This window comes from Novosphingobium sp. PASSN1, assembly GCF_002278815.1.
In genome coordinates this window covers 243,485-265,395 of sequence record NZ_NKIS01000008.1, presented here as the reverse complement: position 1 = coordinate 265,395, position 21,911 = coordinate 243,485, and the positions used below count along the sequence as shown (strand labels likewise).

Below are 21,911 nucleotides of genomic sequence, written 5' to 3'. Positions count from 1 at the left end.
TGAGTGAACTCAGAGCCGCCTCGTATCGCTCCGCAGATGCATCCCTGCTGTCACGATAGCCTCGCAAACATTTCAGTCAGATAAGCCGCCCCAGACCGTTCCATGAACAAGACGTTCCGAGCTTCAAGGTCGGCGCGGTTCACTCGCTGCGAATTGATCAGGTCGCCAAAATCGGTCTCGGAGAGGATGAACGCATTCAGGCTCAACGCGCCGTCGCCGATTTCAGCCTCAAGTTTCTTCACCTCCTGAAAAAGCCCGAACTTCGGATCGTCGAGGTCGAGGTTCCGAATGCCTTTTGGATCAAGGAAACTAAGGCTCTGATGGCCTGTTTCCTCATCGACCAGCCACAACAGGAAGTCGGGGTAAAAGTTGCCCGCTAGAGCAAAGCCTAGCCCCTTGGCCTTGGTGTCGGCGTTGCGAAGCAGATAAAGACTGCGCTTTCCGATTGCCTCGCGGCCCACGTCCGATTGGTAGAACGCCATGAGGTCCTGCACGAACCTCACCTCGCTCTCCGCACCAAGCCCTAGCGGGCGCATTTTTAGGGGCAGACTGCCGTCCTTCACCGGACAGAGCAGGGGGTAAAACAGGTGACGATCGAAGCTGATCGCAACCATGTTGGCTGCGTGCCACTTGCTCGCCTCACCGATGCTCCCGGCAGTAACGAGAGCCTGCAGCGCATTTAGACGGGTCAAGTAGCTCTCGCCTGCGTCGCTGTTCTCGATCTCGAACTGATAGACCTTCAGCATGGAGCCATGCTCTTCCGTCACTTCGTCCAGATCGAAATGCTTGCCCTCATAGGCTGCCTTCAGGCCCAGATAGAACCGGTCCGTGTAGTCGCACAGGAGCTGGAGCAGCACGTCCTGTAGCTTCAGGATTGTCGAAAATCCCGACAGCGCCAGTTCGCTCGCGGGCATAAACAGCGTGTACCAGTCGTCGCGGGTCTCGCAGAACTGGCGCAGCCGTGCCTTGTCCAGGCGCAAATTGCTCCAGCTCTTCTGCAGCTTGTATTGCTGCACCGACAGGTAAAGGCGATCCCAGTCGAACATCGCCATAATGGCGCGGTCGATCTTTCCCGCATGACGGACATTGGCGTCGTCTGCCTTGCCCTTCCCATCGGATGCCATGGCTTCAACGCGTGGATACAAATCGAGCGTCACGTGGGGCGGTTTGATCTTGCCTTCAAAGTCGCCCGGCACCTCGTAAAGCCAAGGGAAGTAGGTTCGCTTGAATCCCTTGGCCTGATTATCCTTGTACCCGTCTTGCACCTTGAGGGTCTTCAGCCGACGACCTGTGGGGAGATTGCTCCGCGTCTTGAATTCAAGCTCCAGGATCTCATCGCTCGGCGTGATGCCTTCTTCGATAAGATACTCGCGGAAGGTGGCCATGTAGTCGGCACGCACCCCGAAAATGTTGAGGGTTTCGAGCTTTTCCAGAAAGCTGCCCTTTGGCCGGTCCGTCGCCAACGACCGTTTCAAGGACATATCCCGGCCCTTCAAGCGCACCCCGCGGCCGAACAGCTGGATAATCTGGGAGCCCTCGCCCCGGCCCATGTTGAGCAGGCCCATCGTGGACACGCGCCAACTCGACCAGCCCTCGGTGAACTTGCGCGAGCCCACCAGCATGGACATGCGGCTATCAGGCAGGTTGATCTGGTGGAACAGGCTTCCGGCGAAGTCATGGCTCTCGGTGTCGAAGCCCTTGGTTTCGAGATCGTCGGCGGTCTTGTAGAAGCCGCTGTCGTCGCCGATGTTGATCAGCCCGAACGGCTCAGACGTACCAACACGCAGCGCCAACTCACCCTTGCTGCTCTTGAGGTTGATGAGCTTCAGCCGCTGGCGTGATTCTGCGTTGAATACCCGTCGCAGGATGTCAGTATAGACGGCATCGGCATCCTGTCCGAGAAGCGGCGTGAATCGCCCGGCGAAAATGCTGCGCCCTTTCGTGTCGAGAAGCTGGGCGCGATCCGCGATCAGTTCAGCGATCCAGCCTTTGGCCCGATCGTTGTTGTTCAGGAACCCAGCCAAAAAGCTGAGGACCGCCATGAGGTCGCTCTCTTCACCCGCGACCGTATGGCCGACAAACACCCACAGAGGCCGTTCGATGTTGAAATCGGCCATCACCTGCCGCTTCGTTTCCCACAGGAACAGCTGCTGGTAGAACGCCAGAAGGCAGGCCGTGAAATAGAGCGCGCGGGTCTCCTCATCACGGTCATCCGCGAGGTTGAGGATCAGGTGTTCTTTGCCGTAGCCATCGGCGTAGAAGAACTTGTAGCTGTAATCGAACAGGATGGCCTTGGCGTAGGTTTCCTTCACGGCATCGCTGCGAGCGCGCTTCTGCTCGGCAAGACTGAGGGTAAGCTGGCTCTTCTCGCCCGCCGTCAGAGTGCGCCACTGGCGATCCGGGAATACGCGCTTGGCCTTCTTTTTCAGCAACTCCTCTTCCGCCTTATCGACGGTCGCGCCGTTGCCGACTGCTTGGGAGAAGGTGGCGCTGTACTCGAAGGCAAAGCCCTTGCTGACCAGTTTCTCGCGGCGCGCCAACCAAGCGCCGGCTCCGCTGCTGGTGCCGCGATGGCCTTCATCCACAAGTACTAGGTTATCGCCCTCGAACGAATCCACCGCCACTGTCTTGTCGCCGTGTTCGTCGCCCAGCTTGTTGACGTCGATCACCTCGATCGTGCCGGGGAAGTCAGGCGCGCGGTTCTTGTCGAACATGCGGTGGAACGAGAAGCCGGAAAGCGTCAGCTCTTCGAGATGCTGGCGAGAGAGACCCTCGTTGGGGGTGAGGATGATGATCTTGTCCGGGTAGGCTCCTGAGGCTGTGCCCGCGTTGCCGCCACGGTAGTAGTGCAGATACTGACGGATGTTGACGTGCAGCAGCAGCGTCTTGCCGCTGCCGGTTGCGCTCCAGTAGGCGATCTTGTTGAGATCATCCGCCGTATAGGGGCGGAACGGTTCAGCCCCTTCCTCGGCGCGATAGGCTTCTAACTCTGCGTTCAGGCCGTTGAGCAGATCCTGCCGATGGTTGAAATACCAGTCGAGGTAGATCTCGCTGAACAGCAGGCTGAGGTACTGGAAGTACTTCATCGTCAGCACAGCGCCTTCGGCAAGGTTGCGCTTTTCGGTGATGGCCTTCCAGTGGCCAACGATGTTCAGGTCATAGCGCCGCAGCTGGGCATTGGTGATCCGGTCATATTCGAACAGGTCGCGCACCAGCTCGTGGAAAAACCGCGTCTGCCCGTCATCGTCCAGCCCCTCGTGCCGGTCAGCGCCCAAGCGTTCCTTGAGCACTGAAAGGCTCTTCCCCCTGAAGTGGGAGAGCATCCAACGGTTGAGTACCAATTCCTGATGGAAGCTGCGTTTCTTGGCAGGCGCGCGTGCCATCAGGCATCTGCCACATCGAACATGCGGGACAAGAACTCCGGTTCGATCTGCCTGATGTTGAGTGCCTTTTCCTCACCGCCATCGGCTTCGCTGGCCTGCAGGCGCGTTGGCAAGTTGTGGTCGCCGTTGACGTAGACCACGTCATATTCGGTATCGCCGGGATTGATAGCCAGACGGTCACATAGCCTCGTCAAGGCATCGTAGTCGAGCTTTGCACAATCCCGCCACAGGATGAGGGCGCGCTTGCCATCGGGCAGGGTGCCTTCCACTGTGGCGAAGCCTTGGCGCAGTTGGATGTCGATTGCCTTGACCGTGAGACCGATCAGGTAATTGAACGTCTCCAACAGATCGACCTTGGTGCGTTGAGTGGCCCCGGCACTGTCGATCGCGATGTCGAGCTCGAGATCGAACGGCGTAGCAAAATCCTCCACCGAAAGCAGCGACCCGCGCGCTTCGACGTCGAGCATGTATCGCATCAGATATTCATCGCGGACACTTTCGCCCATGCGATCGAGTAGGCCTTGCTGGGCAGCCTCGCGCTTGAGCGTCAGATTGTTGAGGGTGTCTTCGTAGCTTTCGATCTTGAGCACCTTGAAGGCGTGGCTGATGCCGGTTTCCTTGCCTGTGGGTTTGCCTGCTTTCCAATCGGCAGAATAAACTACCTTCTGCATGCGCGGTTTGATGACGGTGTTGAAATAGTCTCCCTGCTCAACGAGGACATATTTCCGTTTGCCGCCATCGATCCTGTTTGTGGTCAAGACCGCATGGCCAGTGCTTCCCGAACCGCCGAAGCAGTCCAGAACCGTGCTGTCAGGCTTCGTTGCATGGAGCACAAACCGCGCGACAAAGTTTGCGTGCTTCGGAGCCAAAAAGACACCTGACCGGTTGAACAAGGCGTGGGTCTGCTTTTCGCCGTCCGAGTAGTCGTTGAAGACGCTCTTTCCGACGTTGGTCTCGACCTCGTGCAACATGCGTTTGATACGGGGAACCTTGGTTTCATTAGGCCCCCAGGCAATGCGGCCATCTGCATCGAGGGCTCTGAAGCTTCGCTTCCCGAGGTTCTCCGGATCACGCTCATGCGCGAGTTTCCATCCACTTTTTGGGTGGGGGGTCTCACGGTTGGTCACCGGGTGGAGCGGCTTGTACCACCGATAGTTTGGATGGTCTGGGTCGTGCACAGTTGGGGATTGCTTCGTTGCTGGCATTGAGAGGTCACCCTCTTGCCAGATCCAAATCTTAGCCTTCAGTTCTTCAGCCTGCCTCTCGTTGACAATCCTGCCCGAAGAGTCCCGATACTCGGCATTGCTGTAGTTATAGAGGCCCTTCCAAGGGTCGTTCTTCTTCTCGTCATCCCAATCGAGGCCATCTGCCTCAACCTCTTCGCGATAAGCAATCAAATGGTCGTGATAGAGTTTCTTCAACTCCGACTCGATTTCCTTGATCAGCGGGTAGGTCGGATTGAGTTTGGCGACCAACTCCATGACTTCCGCAAAGCCGGGCTTCGGCTCCCGAAACATGCTCTTGTCCTGCTCGGCCAGCACGCGGTCCTTGGCATATACCAGCACGTATTCGTGGTTCGTCGAATAGTTCGGAGCCTGGCTGTTATTCGTGTTCATTGACCAGATGAGCTCTTCAACGTGGTTATCGTCACCGAGGTTGAGATCGAGCACGTGTTCAAGGCCAGTGCGTTCGTGCTTGTCGATGCTCACGAAAATCGCGCCATCCTGTGGCATCAAGGGCGCAAGCTTCGATATCCGGTTGTTCATCATGGTTGCCCAAGCGGAATGCTTGAACGTGTTTTTATAAGGAATAGAGCTGCTTGACGTGTTGTAGGGCGGATCAATGTAAACGCATGTAACCTTCTCCCGATACCGCTCGGTCAGAAGCGTCAACGCTTGGAAATTGTCGCCATGAGCCAGCAAGCCATCCATGCTGGCATCCAGATCGGGAATGGCCTTGAGCAGATCGGCGCGGAACACAGCGTCGAACAGCGCCGAGTCCACCATCAGATAGGGCTTAGCTTTCAGGTCTGCGGCGGTGCCGGGCGCGGCGCTGTCACGCATGCCCAGATCGTGCCACTGCGTCCATTGTGCGGGGTTGGCTGCGATCCGATCATAGAGCGCCTCGGGCACACGATCGAGCGTGACGCAATAATGCGCCGCCACGACGAACTTCTTCTTGAGCCAAAGCTTCTTCTGGAAATCCTCGATGCTTGCGAGGAAGGTTATCAGGTCTTGCGCAATCTGGCGCAGGCACTGGATCATCCGCAGGTTGGCTTCGATGGCAGCAAAGCTCTTGGCATTCTGCACATCGTCGAGGTTCATCACCTCGTTCTTGACGTAGAAATCGAGCTCGCGGCGCAGGAACGTGCCAAGGTCCTTGTGGATGAAGTAATCAGCCGTGTTCTTCTGGGTGTAGGTCGTCAGGTGCTTTTCCAGCACGGTGCGCTGCGGGTTCTTGTCCGTCGGCGCACGGGTGGTCAGGTCCAGCCAGCGCGCCTTGACCGCCTCGTCGGCCAGTACGGACTGAACCGCGGCATTGACGAGGCTTTCCTGCGTGGTCTTGGCCGGGAAGGCCCGGTACTCGAAGCGGATAGCCAGATCGCCATCTTCCTCGGCGATGGGGACGACCTCTACGTCATAGGCCTCACCCTCGTCATCGATGCGGGTCACGGTCCGCGCCTCGGCCAGTGCGAACCGGCGGTCCTTGTCGTTATCCTTGCGGTTATCCTTGGCGGTATCAGCAGCAATCAGCTGGAAGCGGACGGCACGCCCGTCGTCCAGCTTGAAAGCGTAGTTGCTGAAGGCCTCGCCAGACTTCGTATAATACTGATCCTTGTTGGCCCAGTGCAGCACCACTTCTTCCCCGGCATAGGGGATGGCGTAGGTATCACCTTTGTACCGGCGTTGGCTGAGGAAATCCCCCTTGTCGTAGTAGCGCGAGAAGAAGGTGAGGAGGTGGGAGAATACCGCGTTTTCGTGATCCGAAGCGCCCGATGATCCCGCCGCAATGGCAGCACGCAGGTCTTTCACCTTGGGCAGTGTTTCCGGGTCTGCGCCGAGGGCTGTGGCAGCCTTGATGGCCTCGTCTAATTCTCTCTGCTGCGCGTGGGCATTGGCTGCAGAACCGCTGGCGAGCGCCGCCTCCACCTGCTCGCGCAGCCGTTTGGTGAGGTAGTCGTTGATCTCGTCCGCGCGGGCATTGAGGATGCGGTAGACGCCGAAATCCAGCTCTGGCCGGTCGATCTGGAAAATCTCGCGCAGCTTGGTGACGAGTTCGTCGAACTTGCTCATGTAAGAATCGGCCTCCCTTGGGACGCCAGCCTTACACGACGGACCAGCGGATCGTGAACAGCGTCTCGGTGGTTGTCCGCTGCCTCATGCGCTTCTGCAACGCCTCGATCATGGAGTCCCGACGGTCGGCGATTTCGTCTTCGACATCAAAGATTTCCTGACGCTGCTTGCGCTGCTTGCGTTCCAGCTCCTGAAGCTTCTTTTGGGCCTCGTGCTCTTCCTCGACCGTGCCTGCGTTGCGGGCTTGTCGGCGCATCGCCTTGATCTGTTCCTTGGTGTCCTTCAGTGCCCGCTCGGCTGCGAAGATCTTGTCCTCGGCCCACTGCTCCAGCTTTTCGCGAGCCTGCGCGAAATGCTTGCCGCTGGTCTCTGCGGCCTTGTTTAGGGTTGCCTTGTCCAATCTCTCAGCACCGGCCTGAAGCCGCGCAGCAATGCCATCTGGAATCACGATCTGGCGCAACACTGTAGCACCGATCGAGAACATTCTCTCGCAGACCTCGGTGTCAATAGAGCGCCCTTCGTCATCCATGCCGGACAGCAGCAGGTGTTCCTCGTCCTCGAACGCGGAGATCGTCAGGCGGCGCAGTGTCAGCCATCCATTCTGGCCACGCATTTCCTCCATGACGGCATTGCGCACGGGATGGTGGGTAACATCGAAGTGCAGCTCGGCGGTCGGCACCGGGAGCGCCTTGGCCGCATCCAGCACATGCTCGCCAAGTGGATGGGACAGCCGATAGAGGAAGCTACCATGTGCGTTTGCCTCAAGCCCGTCTTCGCGCAGCTTTGAGATAAGATGATATCGTCCGCGAGGAATTTCGGGGGCGGGTGGCTGGTGAAGGTCGAAGGTCAGGCTTGCCGGATCAAATGCCGCAGCCGTATCCAGCATGTGGCGCGTCACGTCCCAGAACTTGCTGCTGATCCGGTCGAGCTGCGCCTTGGTCTCATCGAGGCGCAGCTTCAGCCGGGCGTGAACATCCTCGTCGAAATGCTCCAAAAGCGTCGCGCGGGTCTCGTTCATGCGCGAGGCGATCTGGTCCTCAAGCTCCGCTTGAAGAGCATCAAAGGCAGATTTGATCTCATCCTCGGTCCTGCACTTCTCGTAGATGGCCAGAATGCGGCGTTCGAAATCGACACCCGACTCGATAGCGCCGAGAACCTCGTCAGATGCGCCGAAGACACCGTCGAAAAGCTTGAACTTGTCTCGCAGAAGCTCATGCACTCGCATGTCGACCGCGTTGCGCTCGTTAAGAAAATTGATGACGATCACGTCGTGGGTTTGTCCGTAGCGATGGCACCGCCCGATCCGCTGCTCGATCCGCTGCGGGTTCCAGGGCAGGTCATAGTTGATGACCATGGAGCAGAACTGAAGGTTGACGCCCTCGGCCGCTGCCTCGGTCGCGATCATGATATCCGCATGGTCGCGGAAGTGATCGATCAAGGCGCTGCGCATGTCGATGGCGCGCGATCCGGTGGACCGGCCACTATCCCCATTCTCCAAGATCCAGCGCTCGTAGATGGCCTGATTGTCATCGCCAGCATTGGTTCCGCTGAAACTGACGATCTTGCCGCGATGGCCATTCTCTTCGAGGAACCGCTTGAGATAGTCCTGCGTGCGGCGGGACTCTGTGAAGATGAGCGCCTTCCGCTTTGCGCCCATTTCAGCTTGCTTGGCGAAGCCGATATCCAGCGCCGTTTGGAGAGCAAAGGTCTTGCTATCGGTCTGGATCGCCTTGGCCCGCTCGATGAGCGCTACGATTTCCTCCGTTTCCTTGCGAAGTTTGACCGGCTGGATCGCGGGTGCGTCATCTGAGCCGGTGCTTTCCGCCTCCCACTCTTCCAGCAGCTCGGGTTCGAATTCCTCGTCTTCGAGAAGCGCTTCGAGGAGGTCGTTCCCGACCTCGCCTTCGTTCTTTCGAAGGCTCTCGAGCCGCGATCTCATTGTTGACAGGGTGCCCGCGATTGCGACCGATGATGACGCCAGCAGCTTGCGCATCACGAGGACCGTGAGGTGCCGCTGGCGATCAGGGACCGAATACGTGCCTTCCTCCTCGAGGAATTTGGTCACCAGATCGTAGAGTTCTTGTTCAGCATCCGTTGGATAGAATGGCTGAGTCAGGGCGTGCCGGGCCGTGTAGCGGACATACTCCATCACCTGCCTGCGCAGCGTCCGCTTGCAAAACTCGGTAAGCCGCCCGCGTAGCTCAGCGATGCTTCCGCCCGCGTTCATATACTTTGCGCGGAAAGCATATTGATCGCCGAAGAGGTCTTCGTCGATCAACGTGGATAGGCCGTAAAGTTCGAGAAGCGTGTTCTGGAGCGGCGTGGCGGTCAGGAGGAGTTTTTTCCGACCTTCCGTCGCCCATTTGATGGACTGCCCCAAACGATTGCTGGGCCGGTACGCGTTGCGAAGTTTATGGGCCTCGTCGATTACCACAAGGTCCCAATCGATCGCGCGGACTTCATCCTGCAGACGCGCAGCATAGTGGTACGAGGTGATCAGAACTGCCTTTTGCTCAAGCGGCCATGCGTGCCCGTCGCGGCGCAATTCCCGGTATGTCTTGGCATCGAGAACGAAAGCAGGAAGGTTGAACTTGTCGTGCAACTCATTTGCCCATTGTTGGCGAATTGCTGCCGGGCAGATGATGATAAGTCGGCGCTTCCGCTCGGCCCACTTTTGGCAGAGGACAATCCCAGCCTCGATGGTTTTTCCGAGACCCACCTCGTCGGCCAATATGACGCCCTGAGAAAGCGGGGATTGGAGCGCAAACGTGGCAGCTTCGATTTGGTGAGGGTTGAGGTCGACCGATGCATCAAACAGCGACATCGAGAGGTTTTCGTCGGAACCGGACGGAGATTGACGCGTGACTTGGTACGCGAAGAGCTGAGCGTGGTAGTCCGTTAGCTGCATGACCAACGGATAGCACGGTTAATCGAAAGCGTAAGGCCCGCATGAAAATGTGAAGCCCAGCGAATTATTGATCTAAGGTGCGAGGAATGTCGCCCTGGCTGATTTGCCGCGAGGGCCTTACGCCGCGCGCTCTGCACGTTGAATTGCCGAGGCGCTAACCCCGAACTCCCGCGCCAGCGTTCGGACTGACGCGCCCTCACTACGCCGTAGGCGGACAGTTTCCAGTTGGCTCGCGGTGAGGCTACGAGGCCGCCCCAACTTCTTGCCTTGCGCCTTTGCGCGAACCAAGCCCGCCTGCGTTCGCTCGACCAGCAAGTCTCTTTCGAACTCGGCCACGGCTGAAATTACCGCCATGGTCATTTTGCCTGCTGGGCTGGTCAGGTCCACCCCACCAAGCGCGAGGCAGTGAACGCGGACATTCATTTCGGCGAGTTGCTCAACGGTGGCTCGGACATCCATCGCATTGCGACCCAGCCGGTCCAGCTTGGTGACGATCAGGACGTCATCCCATTCGAGCCGATCGATCAGCTTGCGAAAGCCCGTCCGTTCCATGGCTGGCGTCGAGCCGGAAACGGTCTCGGCGATAACTCGTCGTGGTTCGAGCTGGAAACCGGCAGCCTGAATTTCGAGGATCTGGTTGTCTGGGGTCTGGTCAGCAGTGCTGACACGGCAATATGCAAATACTCGTGACATGGCACACCTGTATCGAAAACGTGTGCCGAATAATGCGCTGTATCGAAAATAAGATCAAGCTAAGTTTCGTTACAGTGGATTTCGCTGTATCGGAAACGGTCGTTTTAAATACATTTGTTTGAATCTAATGGCCGCTGATTGATTGGCAGTGCTTTAGGATGGCCGGTTATAGGTCAAATCGTGCTGTCAGAGCGCTCGCATGTCTTTTAGTTTTGGGATCGTGCCATTGCGATAGCCAAGCCCGATAGCTGGAGCTGGCAAATTCCACCTCGTCGCCCGCGACGGCGCAGGCAAAGGTCGTGATCTCTTCACGATGAAGCGAAATCTGACTTTGGGGGATGGGTTTGCCGGCCCGGCTGCGCGGCTCGTCGTAGATATAGAAGAGCAGAGGGCGCTTCCCCCGACGTCGCGCGTCGGTGACAAGACCGTAGGCGTGTTTGACGAGCTGCGCGGCGTCAAGGTGCTGGAAAGCCAGTTCCCCGGACTGGAGTGCGATCCGCATCTTGTCGAAGCGCGCCATGTTATCGCCCCAGACTGACCGCTCATAGGCCGCTGCGAACGAGGCCGTCTTAGCGTCCCGAAAGGGCTCGTGACGCTTTGATTCGATGCCGATCAGATGGGTAGCCGTAATCACGGCGGCATCTAGCCACGGATGGCGGCCACCGGACCATGGGAAGCGAGCGCAGTACTCGACCTCAACCTGCTCGGCTGCGCCAGCGTCCTCGGTGCCGGGCAGAGGAGGAAAGAGCGCAGGCGACGGGATGAACCAGCCAAACGCGTTGACCGCGAGCGCCGCCGAGCTTTCGGGATGGGCCAGTTTTCCCGATGCAACCTCGTTGCCACCCGCAGCTTCTAGCCGCCGTAGGATGTGGTCGGCTGGAACACCGGGGAGGAACAAGTCAGACGGTGCCATGCAGCGGGCCGCGGTTTGCTAGTTCGGCCAGCACTTCAGCACCCGAAGGGAGGCAAGCAGGGTTTAAGGTTTCGGGCAGCACGTCGAATCCGAAGGACAGGATCACACCTTCCTGCCTGCCGAGGGTCTGAGCACTCGCGTCCAGTGCCTGTTCGAGCGCGGCAAGATCGAAGCGTTGGTAAAACGCCGCCGGGGCTAAAACACGCAATTCGATGCGGTCCGCCAATAGCAATTCGGGCGCGGGGTTTGGCGGGTCTTTGCGAGCGAGCAGCCAGATGCTGGCATAGCCGAGCAGCTCGACAGCTGCATAAAGCGGTGTGTCGCTGGCAATCTTCAGTTCGATGAGCTGATAGGCCCCCTGGCCAACGCGCTGTGCCAGATCGATCGCGCGGCGTCCGTCTGAAGCCCCTGCGATCAGGCCCGAAGCGACCGGTATCTGGTTGGCCCAATCGCTGCGGTTGGCATCGGCACAAGCTCGGGCGATCGCGCGCTCCAGCATGACTTCTGGGCTGCGATTGGCGCTCCCAATCTGGGGCTGGAGCGTCCATCGCCAATTCTGCCGGGACCGGTCCCGGTTTGCCGCTGCGCCGCCTTGGTCCCAATTGGCTGCGACAGCCTTTTGGACTGCCCCGGCAAGATCGAGGCCATCAGGAACTTTTAGCCCAAGCAATGCCGACTTGTGGCGGAGATTGGCGATGCCAAGGGCTTCGCAAGCCGCCCCCGAAACACCGTGCATCAGTGATGGACGAGTCTGGTTCGGGATGAGGGCGTCTGGCATAGTATTTTGGAATAGGGTGCGTCGTCTGAACTTCAAAGGGTTTCGCTTCACGATCAAAGCAAAACTGGCCCCACCGATCGAGGGCGGGGCCAGTTACGCAGTCAGCTACGGGAGTCTTCGGGACCACCAACCTCAGTGCCGGTGAACAAGGTCGGCTCGACCTCGGGCGGCAATTCGAACTGGAACAAGCGGATGCGCTCGGTGCCGGGGGCCAGCTTGCCCCAGACCGCAAGGTTCTTTCCGTCCACCTTCAGCAGCGCGCGAACCTCGGGCGAGTACTTGAGGCGGTTCCAGTTGGGAAAGACCACTGCGATCTTGTCGGGGGCGATCTTTATGATCCGGACGGTCGGTTTGAGGGTGAGGGTGCCCGAGGCCTCTTTAGCAGCGTGGGCCTGCGCAGACGGGTCTGTCTCGTCTGTCACCACCAAAAGCTGACCGCTGGCAATAAGGTGCTCCAAACGGGCGAGGAACGGCACCTGCGCTGCCTGCGCGCTCCGGTAACGGTCGAAGGCATCCAGAGCCAACTGTTTGCAGGGAAACTTGGGCGGTAAAACCCGATAACGCCTAGCCAGACAGCCAGCCGCGTAGATGGCGGCGAAAGTGGTCGCAGCGCGGAAGTGCGTGCTGGTCGCCGATACATTCGCATAGCCCAAAAACTTTGTCTGAGCGCGAGTCAGAGAGGCGCTAAGCTTCCCGGGCTTTTCCGATCGCGCTGCCTGCAACTTGACCAAAAACTCTCGATAGGCATGGCCGTGATGCGCTTTCGCCGCCGAAGCAAGGCTGGCGGCAAAGGCTGCGCTGTTCGGGAAGGGTTCGGGCAAGGTGTCAAAGACCCCAAGGCCGTCGTTCGAAACCCGCAGCGTCAGAATGCTATCTTCGGGGGTCATATCGCACGCTTCAGCCAAGGGCTCGCGCCCCGAGAGCAAGATCACTCGCCCGCCCGGAGCCCTGACGAGGTCAAAAGCAACAGTCGCGAACAGATCGATCTTTTTGGTCTTGGTCGAGGTGAGGATTGCCGGAACCGTATGGTCGATGATCGTCAGATGGTCGCGCCCATTCCGGCGGGCAGCTTCTGGATCAAGTTGCACGTTGCGCATAGACTGGATGTAGGCGGCTGGTCCCATGACAGACGCTGCCAGTAGCTGAACAACAGACTTGCCGGTATTGCTGGGGCCGACGATCTCGACCGCAACGTTGCCAGCCTGCGGCATAATCGGAAGCAAAGGCGGAAGGAACGCAGCCATCACGGCGATGGCTGGCAAGGGCTGATCGACCAAAGGAGCGACAACCCGTTCCTGCCAACTGGCCAATGTCCCGCGAGCCCGAACGATACCAGGTATGGGGCGAAAGACCAGCAAAGGTGGGGCTTCTGACCCAATGACATTGCCATTGTGCTGGACGAACTGCTTGCCGTTCCAGCCCGGATGCTCGGCGATGCGGTTTTCCTCGAAGTGGTCGACAAAGCGGACTTCGCTAATGAGGTCTTCGTGCTGCTTCTTGGTGAATAACGGCAGCCCTGCCGCAGCAAGATCGGCGGCCAAGCGGGGATTGGCGAGACTGAATTGCTCCCGACGGAGCGTGGCGACGGCATTTTCGCCCTCAACGCGGACGTAGCGTTGACCGCTGGCAGCAACGAAGCCGGTAGCGCTGAATAGATTGGTCATGCTGAATTCCTTTGAATAAGATGGGGTGTGAACCGCAGAAATGGGGCAGCCAATGACATAGAGGTGATGGGACCAGTCGGGCTGGTAGGATCAGTCCCTACTTTCCCGACCTACCCGACCGATTTCGACCATATCGACGAGGGCAAGTAGGCGGGAAGAAGGTTATGGGATCAGTTGTTTCTAAAAGGACCCTGTTCTACACCACTAGTACTGGTGAGCATGGTTATCTAATAGACTGATGGTAGATCCCAATGCTTATTACCCGCCCATATTTATCTGATTATCACTCACCTTACAGGGCTGATTGCGAACCCATTACGGGTGATCTTGAGGCTGTTACGCAGCACCAGGTCATCGAGCTTCCACTGGTCCATCCACAGCAGCCAGCGGATCAGGTAGGGCGTAGGGACACGGCCCTTGCGCTTGGACCTTTCCAGCAGCCCTTCCTCATTGGGAAAGGTAGGGCGGTGGCACGCCCAGCCCTTCAGGCAATAGCAGATGGGATGGGGCAGATTGACCAGGCCCTTCACGATGTGGACACGAGGTTGGATGGTCATGCCCTGTTCCAGCGGATGGACACGGGCATTCTTGTAGGCCCGCCGTTCCCGCAGAGCCTCAAGGGCCTCGATCTTGTCGCCTCCCACAATCCCATGCCAGTGACCGTCCCAGACACCGGACCGACCGCGGTTGGCGTCAAACTCTAGATCCAGCCCCATGAACAGGAAGCCGGATGCAGCCGTGACGCCAGCACGGTCGAGGTGGTTGCGCAGGCGGGCCTTCAACCGGCGGGGATCGACGTCCAGCAGGTCATCGCCTTCCCACAACATACCCTGCGGGCGAAGGGTGACGAGAGACACATTCTCGGGGCCATACTCGTCGACCCCCTTCCACAGGTGCCCGACCGTAGGCAAAGCCCCCTCGCGCCAGCACTCGGCTGACGCGAGGGTATCCGGGACTTCGCCAGCGGCGATGGCGCGGGCCATGCGATCATGAAGGTCCATCGCCTGAGCCGTCAACTCTGGACAATGGATGTGCGCATCACGCAGGGCCTTAAGGCGGTTGCCATCTTCCCGCTGGGCCTTTGCAGCCGTGCGACCGACAATCAGGCCATCGGCTACGCCCGTGTCACGATCTGGACGGAACGGCTTCTTAGGGCGTTTCATATCAGAGAGTTGAAGACGAGCCATGACCACCTCCCTGACGGAGCATGAGGGCAAAGGCGTAGTTTTCAACGCTTTCGCGGAGCACAAGAGTCCGCGCTCCGTGGCGAATTCTGGTCAGCTTGTTGTCGCGCAGAAGCCCGTAAATCGTTGTTTTTCCGAGAGATAGGGCGCGGCAGGTGTCCTTGACTGAGTAGAAGAAGGGTGGGTCACACGGAACATCGTCGGAAGGATACAGATCGATAATCAGGTTGTTACGGTAATTCATGGCGGTTTCCTTCGTTGTGGAAACCCCCATTTATACCTTTTTCAAGAGCGCCCCGGCGGGCACCAAGGGCCTCGCGGGTTAGATACGTCCAGCACCCCCTTCGTTGATCACAGCGATACTTACGGCTGCATCGATCGCAGATTTAAGTTGCACGATCGGTGCCTCATCACTCGATTTATGATGATAAAAGGTAGTGACAACCAAGGGGGGGTGATTCGCATGGCGGGGACAAAAGGGAGCGGAGTGATTCGCGGGAATGGCAGCCGTCCGAAGTCGCCCATGGCTAGCAGGTTTAGAAATGCGTATCGGTTGAACCATGGCCGGACAGGATTCGAAGGCGACTGGGATGACTTTGTCCTCACGCTGAATCGCAGGCTGCAAGAAGCAGTAAGTCTGAACGAGGAGCATAAAGGGGCACCCTTCTATGCCCCTGCCAACGTCCTGAAACGGGCCGTCTATGAGTTGGTCCTCGGGCTTGAAGGCTCCGGGATGGCCAGCAAGATTGATAATCTTATCGACGCAATTCGCGTGGGACACGAAAATGGAAAACGGTTCGGGGATCAGCGCGTGCTGCGTCGGCTACAAAAGGAAGCCCAATCCGATACCTTTTATTTCATCCTACTAGGCCTTGAAGGTGTTGGTATTGATACCTTTTCATTGAGCAAGAGCAACGTTACCCGGTTCGCTCAGCAGCTCAACTATGCTCGGCGACATAAGGTGCCGCCGGAGTTCCTAATTGGTTTTTTGATGCAAACCGGAAAAATCGGTGAGGTTTGCCGTCGTGCTCGCAATCCAAAGCGCTTCGAAAAGTGGTATTTGGAATTCCCTAAGCCCGGACTGGCAGATGAACGACCTTAATGTGGCCGTGCCGGACCAGCCAATGATGCAGACGGTCAATCACGCAATGATCTGCAGATCGCTGTAAACCAGAGCCGAATGGGTTGTTGAACCCAATTGCGCGAATGCGATCGCAGCGCTGCCACCGGCACCATCGGCATCGTAGTACAGGATGCCAGTGGTCGTGTTGTAGATGACCCGGTCCGAAGCGTCATGGGCCTTGGTCGCGCCAGCAGCGGCCCAGAAATCGTCAACGTGCAGTGCGCCGGTGTATCCAAAGGCTGCAAATTTCGCGTTGCTCAATTGCAGCCTGTCACCCTCGGAATGTGAAAAGTCGGTGATCTGGTCGCGACTGGTGGGTGCGGTATCAAAGATGAATGCATCTCGGCCGAGACCGCCGGTCAAGGTATCTCGCCCGTCACCGCCATAGAGCTTGTCGTTGCCTGCGCCGCCTTTGAGGGTGTCATTGCCAGCAAGGCCTCGCAACGCGTTGCTGGCCCCATTTCCAACAACGATGTTGCCCAGCGTATTCCCGGTCCCCGAAATGTTGCTGCTGCCGGTCAGAGTGAGGTTCTCCATGAACCTTCCTAGCGAGAAGCTCACGGAGCTGATGACCGTATCGACGCCGCCAAGGTCCGCTGCATCGGTTGCTGAAGCCGTTGCTGTCTCGTAGACGCGATCAGCACTTGCATCGACAAAGTAGGTGTCATTCCCCGAGCCACCAAACATCCTATCGGCGCCCATTCCGCCGAACAGCTTGTCGTCGCCCGCGCCTCCCTTCAGCGTGTCGTCGCCAGCTAAGCCCTTGAGGACATTGCCTGCCTCGTTCCCGAGAATAGTGTTGGAAAGTGCGTTGCCGACGCCATCAATGGCCGTGGTCCCTGTCAGGGTTAGACGCTCGACGTTTGCAGCAAGCGTGTAAGAAACAGATGCTTTCACAGTGTCCGTACCGCCATTGGGCGCTTCGATTACCCGATCCCCGGCAATATTGACGATATAACTGTCATTGCCAGCACCGCCCTTTAGAGTGTCGATGCCTGCGCCGCCGATGAGATTGTCGGAACCAGACCCCCCAATCTGTTCACCTCCGATCTGTGTGAATCTGTAGGGATACCCTGAAGCAGTCTTGGTTAGTAACTCGCCCGTTGCAGAAAGCTCGACAACGTAGCTGGCGGTGCCATCACGATAACCGATCAGAACATGGTCGTTTTCAACCGCGAGTATGCGGGCGAAATCCGCTGTGAGCAAAAGCTTCGTCCCGGATGCAGTCCCGTCGGTCACATAAATCGAGCTTGAATAGGTTCCGCTCTTGGCACTCTCCAGAAAGCCGAGAGCGCTGTGGTCGTCCTTCATGAAACCAGTAGAGGACGCCTTGGACAAAACCTTATGCGGCAGATCAGATCCGGGATTCAGACACCAAAGGGTATCGGAGCCGTCAAGGTAGAGGACGGATTCGCCGGTTTGGCCGGGATTCTTGAAGGCAGTCAGCAACCTCGCATCGTTCCTGACGAGCTGGGTGCCCTCGATCGTACCGTCCGTCACATAGATTTGCGAATGGCCGGAAATCGTGCCGACGGTGAAATACGCGAAGTCGTCGGTGGCCTGGATGTAGGATATGTCGGCAATCTTGAACGGATTGCCCTCGCCGAACAGCATCCTTGTGCCGCTTTGCGTACCGTCGGAAATCCACAACTGGCTCGACGTTGTCCCGCCTTCAGAGAAGATAATCAGACCCTTGGTAGTGGCGAGATTGCGGACTATGCCGCCCCACAATTCCACAGCTTGCTGGTCGTTCGCAAACCACAGCCCTCGGGGCGCATCCGGCTGGAAAATCACACCCGACTTGAATGCGCTGAGACCGAATGGATTTGACCCCGCCTTTCCAGAAACAAGGTCCGCGACCATATGTGTCCCAGCGGCAGTGCCATCCGTGACCCAAAGCTCGGTTCCGTTCTCATAGGTCTGCGCTGCAAAAAATGCATGGTCCCCTGAGCCCACGATATAGGACGGGTTCGATGACCTTGGCCCCGGCGCGATATCGGAAACGAGATAGGTACCCTCGCGAGTGCCATTGGTGAACCAGAGCTCGTTGCCTTCGTCTGCTGTGCTCGCAGCAAAGACCGCCCCGACACCCAGCCGCGCGAAGACAGCGGGTGACGTTTCGAGCCCTCCCTCGATCCCCGGCCTGACATCCTTGATCAGCGCGCTTGCGCCAACATCAGAAGTGAACACCCATGGCTCATTGCCGGTTGCGGCCTCGCCGAAGTCAAAAAGATATGCAGGCATGATCAATCTCTAAAATCGGCGCTATACCGTCGTGGGCACTGTCTCGGTCTATTGCGACAGTATCTAAGTCAGACGCTGTCCGCCAGCGTGTGCATAGATCATTGCCAAGGCTGGGCCGATCGCCGACACGGCTGATATTGGCTTTTGCCGCGAGCATATTGGGACACACGTGGACCATGGTTACAGGTCCTCCCCTGTCATGACCGTCAGCACTCTGCGGGTTACTGCCGCATCAGAGGCGTCAGGCGACGCCCATTCGCGAGCAAGATCGTAAGCATCAATCTTCCAATAGTATCGGATTCCGTTCAGCACCACTTCGCCGAAATCGTGCTCGCCCCACGGGTCGTTGTTGCGGTTGAAATCGGCAAACTCCCGAACGAGGCGGAGCAGTTCCGTTATGTCCTCGGCGTCGAGGCTGGCGACCGCGCGGGTCAGCATTACGGTTCCGCCGAGGCCGGTTCGGCGCAGCCGATCGTTCAACTCTCGAATTTTGCGCACGCGCTGGAGGCGTGTTGCTTCATCGTGGCGGGTCATACCAACGTTCCTTGTTTGTGATGGGAATGGATAGAAAAGGTGGCCCGCCGCGCAGCCGGATCGTGACTTGGCTGATACAGCCGCGCGGCGAGCCTAGCGTCTACTTGGTCTTGGCTGCGGCCCGGACCTGTTCGAGCAGGGCGTCGAGAGCCGGTTTAGCCGCGAGGGCCTGAGCCATGGCCTTGCCGAACGGCGCGACTGCTGGCGTCAGATCATTCTTCTCAAACCCCTGCGCCAGCTTTTCGGCGGGGATATGAATCGGGATAAACAGCGTCGAGTTATCCTCGTCCCGCGCGAAGCCCTTTTCCCACAGTGGGGCAACCACCTTGTCATCGCGGATCAGGGCTTGGACATAGTCTTGCAGGCCTCGGCGAAACACCAACTCGACGCAGAGCAGCGACGGGACGGTTTTGGTGACAGCGGCGATCCAGGTGTGCTCATAGCCGTCTTCGTCCGCCGAGATTTCGTTGATTTGAAGGAACATATCTCCGGTGCCAACGCCGCGCATCATCTTCCACTCGGGGCACACCACCTGCGTGGACCACTCGTTTTCGACGATCTGCCAAGGGGCCTTCACGACTTTTTCGATCGCCAAGAAGGCCTCGGTCATCATTCGGTCGCCCAGATAATCGTAGGCGTGATACCAATCCAATTCGATTTGAGCCAGATTGCGGACGACCCGGGCAGCCCATTCCGGGTCTTGCTGCTGGGCGGCTTTGGTGCGGGTTTCGTGATCCATTTTCGCGTTCCTTGTGCAGAGGGAGGCCCATGAAGGGCACTCCTCCGGCACCACGCCGGTCTTGCAGCAGGCTGTCTGCATCATCCGATCACCCGATCGACACGCAAGCGATTACCCCGGTCAAGCTCGCCCTGACCGTCCCTTCATGGACCTCGATTTTCGAGAGTGCGCCGGAGTAGGAATCTGCCTGCCAAGAAACTCGGCATTGTGGTAAAGTACCTTGTTCGGCGCAACGCAAGTATATCAAAAATTTTCTGAAAATGCAAAAATGGCTGATTTCAACCGGCCGCACGGTAGAATTCCCAATGTCGTAGTTTACGAAAGTTCGGTGTCCTCGTGCCCGCCGATTCGCGCTTTGTCATCAAGTGTTGTGAGCTGGTAGAGGATCGACGACAAATGGGACTTTGCGGCCATTTACCGATGTCATTGTGAATAGCTCGGTTCGCCGAAACCCGCCATTACCGAGCGGGTGAGCGGCTAGGCGCCTGTCTCGGGCCGCTCGCTGCGGTTCGTTTTGACGCTTGCATCTTCTTCCCCTAGAAGTGCGTCAGAATAGATGGCGGTTTAAATGGGCTTCAAGAAACCTCGGCCTCGGCCAGAAAAAGCACAGCCAGGGTGGGTAACCCTCACATTAGAGCAGCGTAAGGCGCTGGCGGATAAGGCTACCTACGTTGGGAGTCCGCATCACACCGACGTTCCAAAGTTTGGTATGAGCGCGGCGCCGCGCAAGGGCTTTACCGACATCGAGCGCGCTGAGGCAGCCAGCCTAACAAATCCTGATTGTCTAGTTTGTCCGCGAAAGTGGGTTCGCCGACAAGACGATGTCACAGCGTTGCTTCAAAAAGCCATCAAAGCGGGGACATACGTGTCGGAAGGTGTCGACACCATGCCCTCTCGCATCTGGGTACGCGACCCGGACGAAGACATCGTGTATGAAGCTAAACTAAGTCACCCACCCAATGGTTACAAAGCTTATCCTCTGACTTCTTATCAGGTAGTCCATAATTTGCCGTTTGACCTGCCATGAACAACGATCTCTCCTCCATCCGCGACGGTTGGCTAGACGCTTCCACCGATGACGCAGAAGCGCGTGCAATAACGCGCCTTCGCATCTCAGTTCGTGGTGAACAGATTGCGCGGAATAAGACCAATCGAGCCGGCATCGAAAGTGAGGCGATCAATACCTCTTTGTTGCCGCTTGCAGAATTCTTGGCGAACAACTGGTGGCCGTTGCTCTATGAGCCGATCCGACCGTCATTAGATGACGGATTTCGAATCCGTCATCGGCTAGACTCCGGAATGCGAGGATATGCGTTTCCTCCGATCGCGTTGTGGTCTGCCGGTGAGCAGGCCATCGCGGCTGATTGGGCAGCCTTTAGCAATCCGTTCTCGACCGTCTCGTTCTTGGCTCCTCAGCCAAACGAACCCGTTCAGCTCAAAAGAGCAGGGGTCGAGGACGACCTCGCCGATCTAATCGAAACGGTTCTCGAGCGCACGTCCGGGGCGAGCAAGAATCTAGCGGACGCGTGGGAGCGCGTTACTATGTCAATCTCGGAGGCGGATGAGCGGGCATATTGCATCGCGGCAGGTCGGCTAGGGCTTGACCCCTATGACCCCGACGCACCTGATCTTGGTCAATGGGCTGCTGGCATCCCCGATGAGCTCTTTGGCGACGTCTCGGAAATCGTGGAGGTTCGCGAGCTCGAAGAAGCGGCTGAATGGGTCCGGGAATATGAAACAAGACTCAGGCTCTTTCCCGAGACAGAGCTAAGCTATTTCGGCGAGCCCGTTCCCGATCTCCTAGACGGTTCAGCCGGAAGCATTGGGCATCATTCCGCTATCCGCCTTCGTGCTTACGCCGTTTTGCCGACCGAGGACCCCAGATCGGCAGTTGATCACCTCTTAGGTGGAGTGATTGCAGAGGGGAGCCAACTCGCGGCAGAGGGACCAAGCGGGATTACCGCTCTCGTTCAGAAAAATGGTACCTCGGCGCGGATAGGAACCGTCGCTCGGAGCGCACGCCAGCGGCGCTTTCGTGCTTGTGCCGCTGCCTACATGGCTTGGACATCTAGGAATGATGAAGACAGGGCCGCAACGGAGGCAACTACACGTCGTCAGCAGGCCAGCCGGGCTTTTGCGGCTGAGATGCTCGCGCCGCAACAGGCGCTTCTTGCGCGAGCCACGCGCTTTGGTTTCGATGGCGATGATCTTGAGGACCTCGCGAGCGAGTATATCTGTCCTTTCGAAACGGTGATGTGGCAAGCGGTCCGCGCGGGTATACCGCTTCGAGGCATTGAGATCCCACAAGGACATAGACCGGAAGTCATAACGGCGCAGCACGTTGCCTGAACCGGTGGGAATGTAATCGGGGCATCGCAGGCGGAGAACGTCTCGGCATAAGGCCGGGAAGTCTAACTGTAGATTGCGTTTTGCCGGTTGCCTCTATTTAGAAAGG

At 58.1% G+C, this 21,911-nt stretch carries 15 protein-coding genes; 3 read left to right on the top strand and 12 right to left on the bottom strand.

The features are described 5' to 3' along the window. Positions 1 to 50 precede the first annotated feature (50 nt). From CFE35_RS15095 to CFE35_RS15055, 9 genes are all read right to left on the bottom strand, one after another. Positions 51 to 3,383, bottom strand: a complete 3,333-nt coding sequence (locus CFE35_RS15095; protein WP_292931698.1) for a DEAD/DEAH box helicase family protein — start codon at positions 3,381 to 3,383, stop codon at positions 51 to 53. Continuing rightward, complete coding sequence (locus CFE35_RS15090; protein ID WP_292931696.1) at positions 3,383 to 6,676, bottom strand: site-specific DNA-methyltransferase; 3,294 nt, start codon at positions 6,674 to 6,676, stop codon at positions 3,383 to 3,385. Before CFE35_RS15090 ends, CFE35_RS15095 begins: the two co-directional genes overlap by 1 nt. Before the next feature lie 31 nt (positions 6,677 to 6,707). Then, on the bottom strand, positions 6,708 to 9,584 hold the full coding sequence (locus tag CFE35_RS15085) for an SNF2-related protein (protein ID WP_292931694.1): 2,877 nt from the start codon (positions 9,582 to 9,584) through the stop codon (positions 6,708 to 6,710). A gap of 117 nt (positions 9,585 to 9,701) precedes the next feature. Continuing rightward, complete coding sequence (locus CFE35_RS15080) at positions 9,702 to 10,277, bottom strand: recombinase family protein (protein WP_292931692.1); 576 nt, start codon at positions 10,275 to 10,277, stop codon at positions 9,702 to 9,704. A 166-nt stretch (positions 10,278 to 10,443) separates the two neighbouring features. Beyond that, entirely contained in the window at positions 10,444 to 11,190 is a 747-nt protein-coding gene (locus CFE35_RS15075; RefSeq protein WP_292931690.1) for a hypothetical protein, read from the bottom strand. Further along, the gene (locus CFE35_RS15070) at positions 11,177 to 12,025 is read right to left on the bottom strand and encodes a hypothetical protein (protein ID WP_292931688.1); all 849 of its coding nucleotides are present in this window, start codon (positions 12,023 to 12,025) and stop codon (positions 11,177 to 11,179) included. Before CFE35_RS15070 ends, CFE35_RS15075 begins: the two co-directional genes overlap by 14 nt. A gap of 44 nt (positions 12,026 to 12,069) precedes the next feature. Continuing rightward, positions 12,070 to 13,632, bottom strand: a complete 1,563-nt coding sequence (locus CFE35_RS15065; RefSeq protein WP_292931686.1) for a DUF927 domain-containing protein — start codon at positions 13,630 to 13,632, stop codon at positions 12,070 to 12,072. Between the two features lie 287 nt (positions 13,633 to 13,919). After that, positions 13,920 to 14,819, bottom strand: a complete 900-nt coding sequence (locus CFE35_RS15060; protein WP_292931684.1) for a hypothetical protein — start codon at positions 14,817 to 14,819, stop codon at positions 13,920 to 13,922. Beyond that, positions 14,797 to 15,060, bottom strand: a complete 264-nt coding sequence (locus CFE35_RS15055; RefSeq protein WP_292931682.1) for a helix-turn-helix domain-containing protein — start codon at positions 15,058 to 15,060, stop codon at positions 14,797 to 14,799. The genes CFE35_RS15060 and CFE35_RS15055 overlap by 23 nt, the downstream gene beginning before the upstream one ends. 177 nt (positions 15,061 to 15,237) lie before the next feature. On the opposite strand from CFE35_RS15055, the gene CFE35_RS15050 reads away from it, so the two are divergent. After that, positions 15,238 to 15,918, top strand: a complete 681-nt coding sequence (locus tag CFE35_RS15050) for a hypothetical protein (RefSeq protein ID WP_292931680.1) — start codon at positions 15,238 to 15,240, stop codon at positions 15,916 to 15,918. Between the two features lie 39 nt (positions 15,919 to 15,957). On the opposite strand, the gene CFE35_RS15045 is transcribed toward CFE35_RS15050, so the two are convergent. The 3 genes from CFE35_RS15045 to CFE35_RS15035 all read right to left on the bottom strand — a co-directional run bounded on the left by CFE35_RS15045 (position 15,958) and on the right by CFE35_RS15035 (position 19,456). Then, on the bottom strand, positions 15,958 to 18,183 hold the full coding sequence (locus CFE35_RS15045) for a hypothetical protein (RefSeq protein WP_292931678.1): 2,226 nt from the start codon (positions 18,181 to 18,183) through the stop codon (positions 15,958 to 15,960). A gap of 180 nt (positions 18,184 to 18,363) precedes the next feature. Continuing rightward, a complete protein-coding gene (locus CFE35_RS15040; RefSeq protein WP_292931676.1) occupies positions 18,364 to 18,717 on the bottom strand; it encodes a DUF3768 domain-containing protein in 354 nt (117 codons plus the stop codon). 100 nt (positions 18,718 to 18,817) lie between these two features. Further along, a complete protein-coding gene (locus CFE35_RS15035; RefSeq protein ID WP_292931674.1) occupies positions 18,818 to 19,456 on the bottom strand; it encodes a hypothetical protein in 639 nt (212 codons plus the stop codon). A gap of 568 nt (positions 19,457 to 20,024) precedes the next feature. Between CFE35_RS15035 and CFE35_RS15030 the strand changes: the two genes are divergently transcribed. Both CFE35_RS15030 and CFE35_RS15025 read left to right on the top strand, forming a co-directional pair. Next, positions 20,025 to 20,483, top strand: coding sequence for a hypothetical protein (locus CFE35_RS15030; RefSeq protein WP_292931672.1), 459 nt, complete (start codon positions 20,025 to 20,027; stop codon positions 20,481 to 20,483). Next, the gene (locus CFE35_RS15025) at positions 20,480 to 21,805 is read left to right on the top strand and encodes a hypothetical protein (protein ID WP_292931670.1); all 1,326 of its coding nucleotides are present in this window, start codon (positions 20,480 to 20,482) and stop codon (positions 21,803 to 21,805) included. Before CFE35_RS15030 ends, CFE35_RS15025 begins: the two co-directional genes overlap by 4 nt. The last annotated feature ends 106 nt before the right edge of the window (positions 21,806 to 21,911 follow it).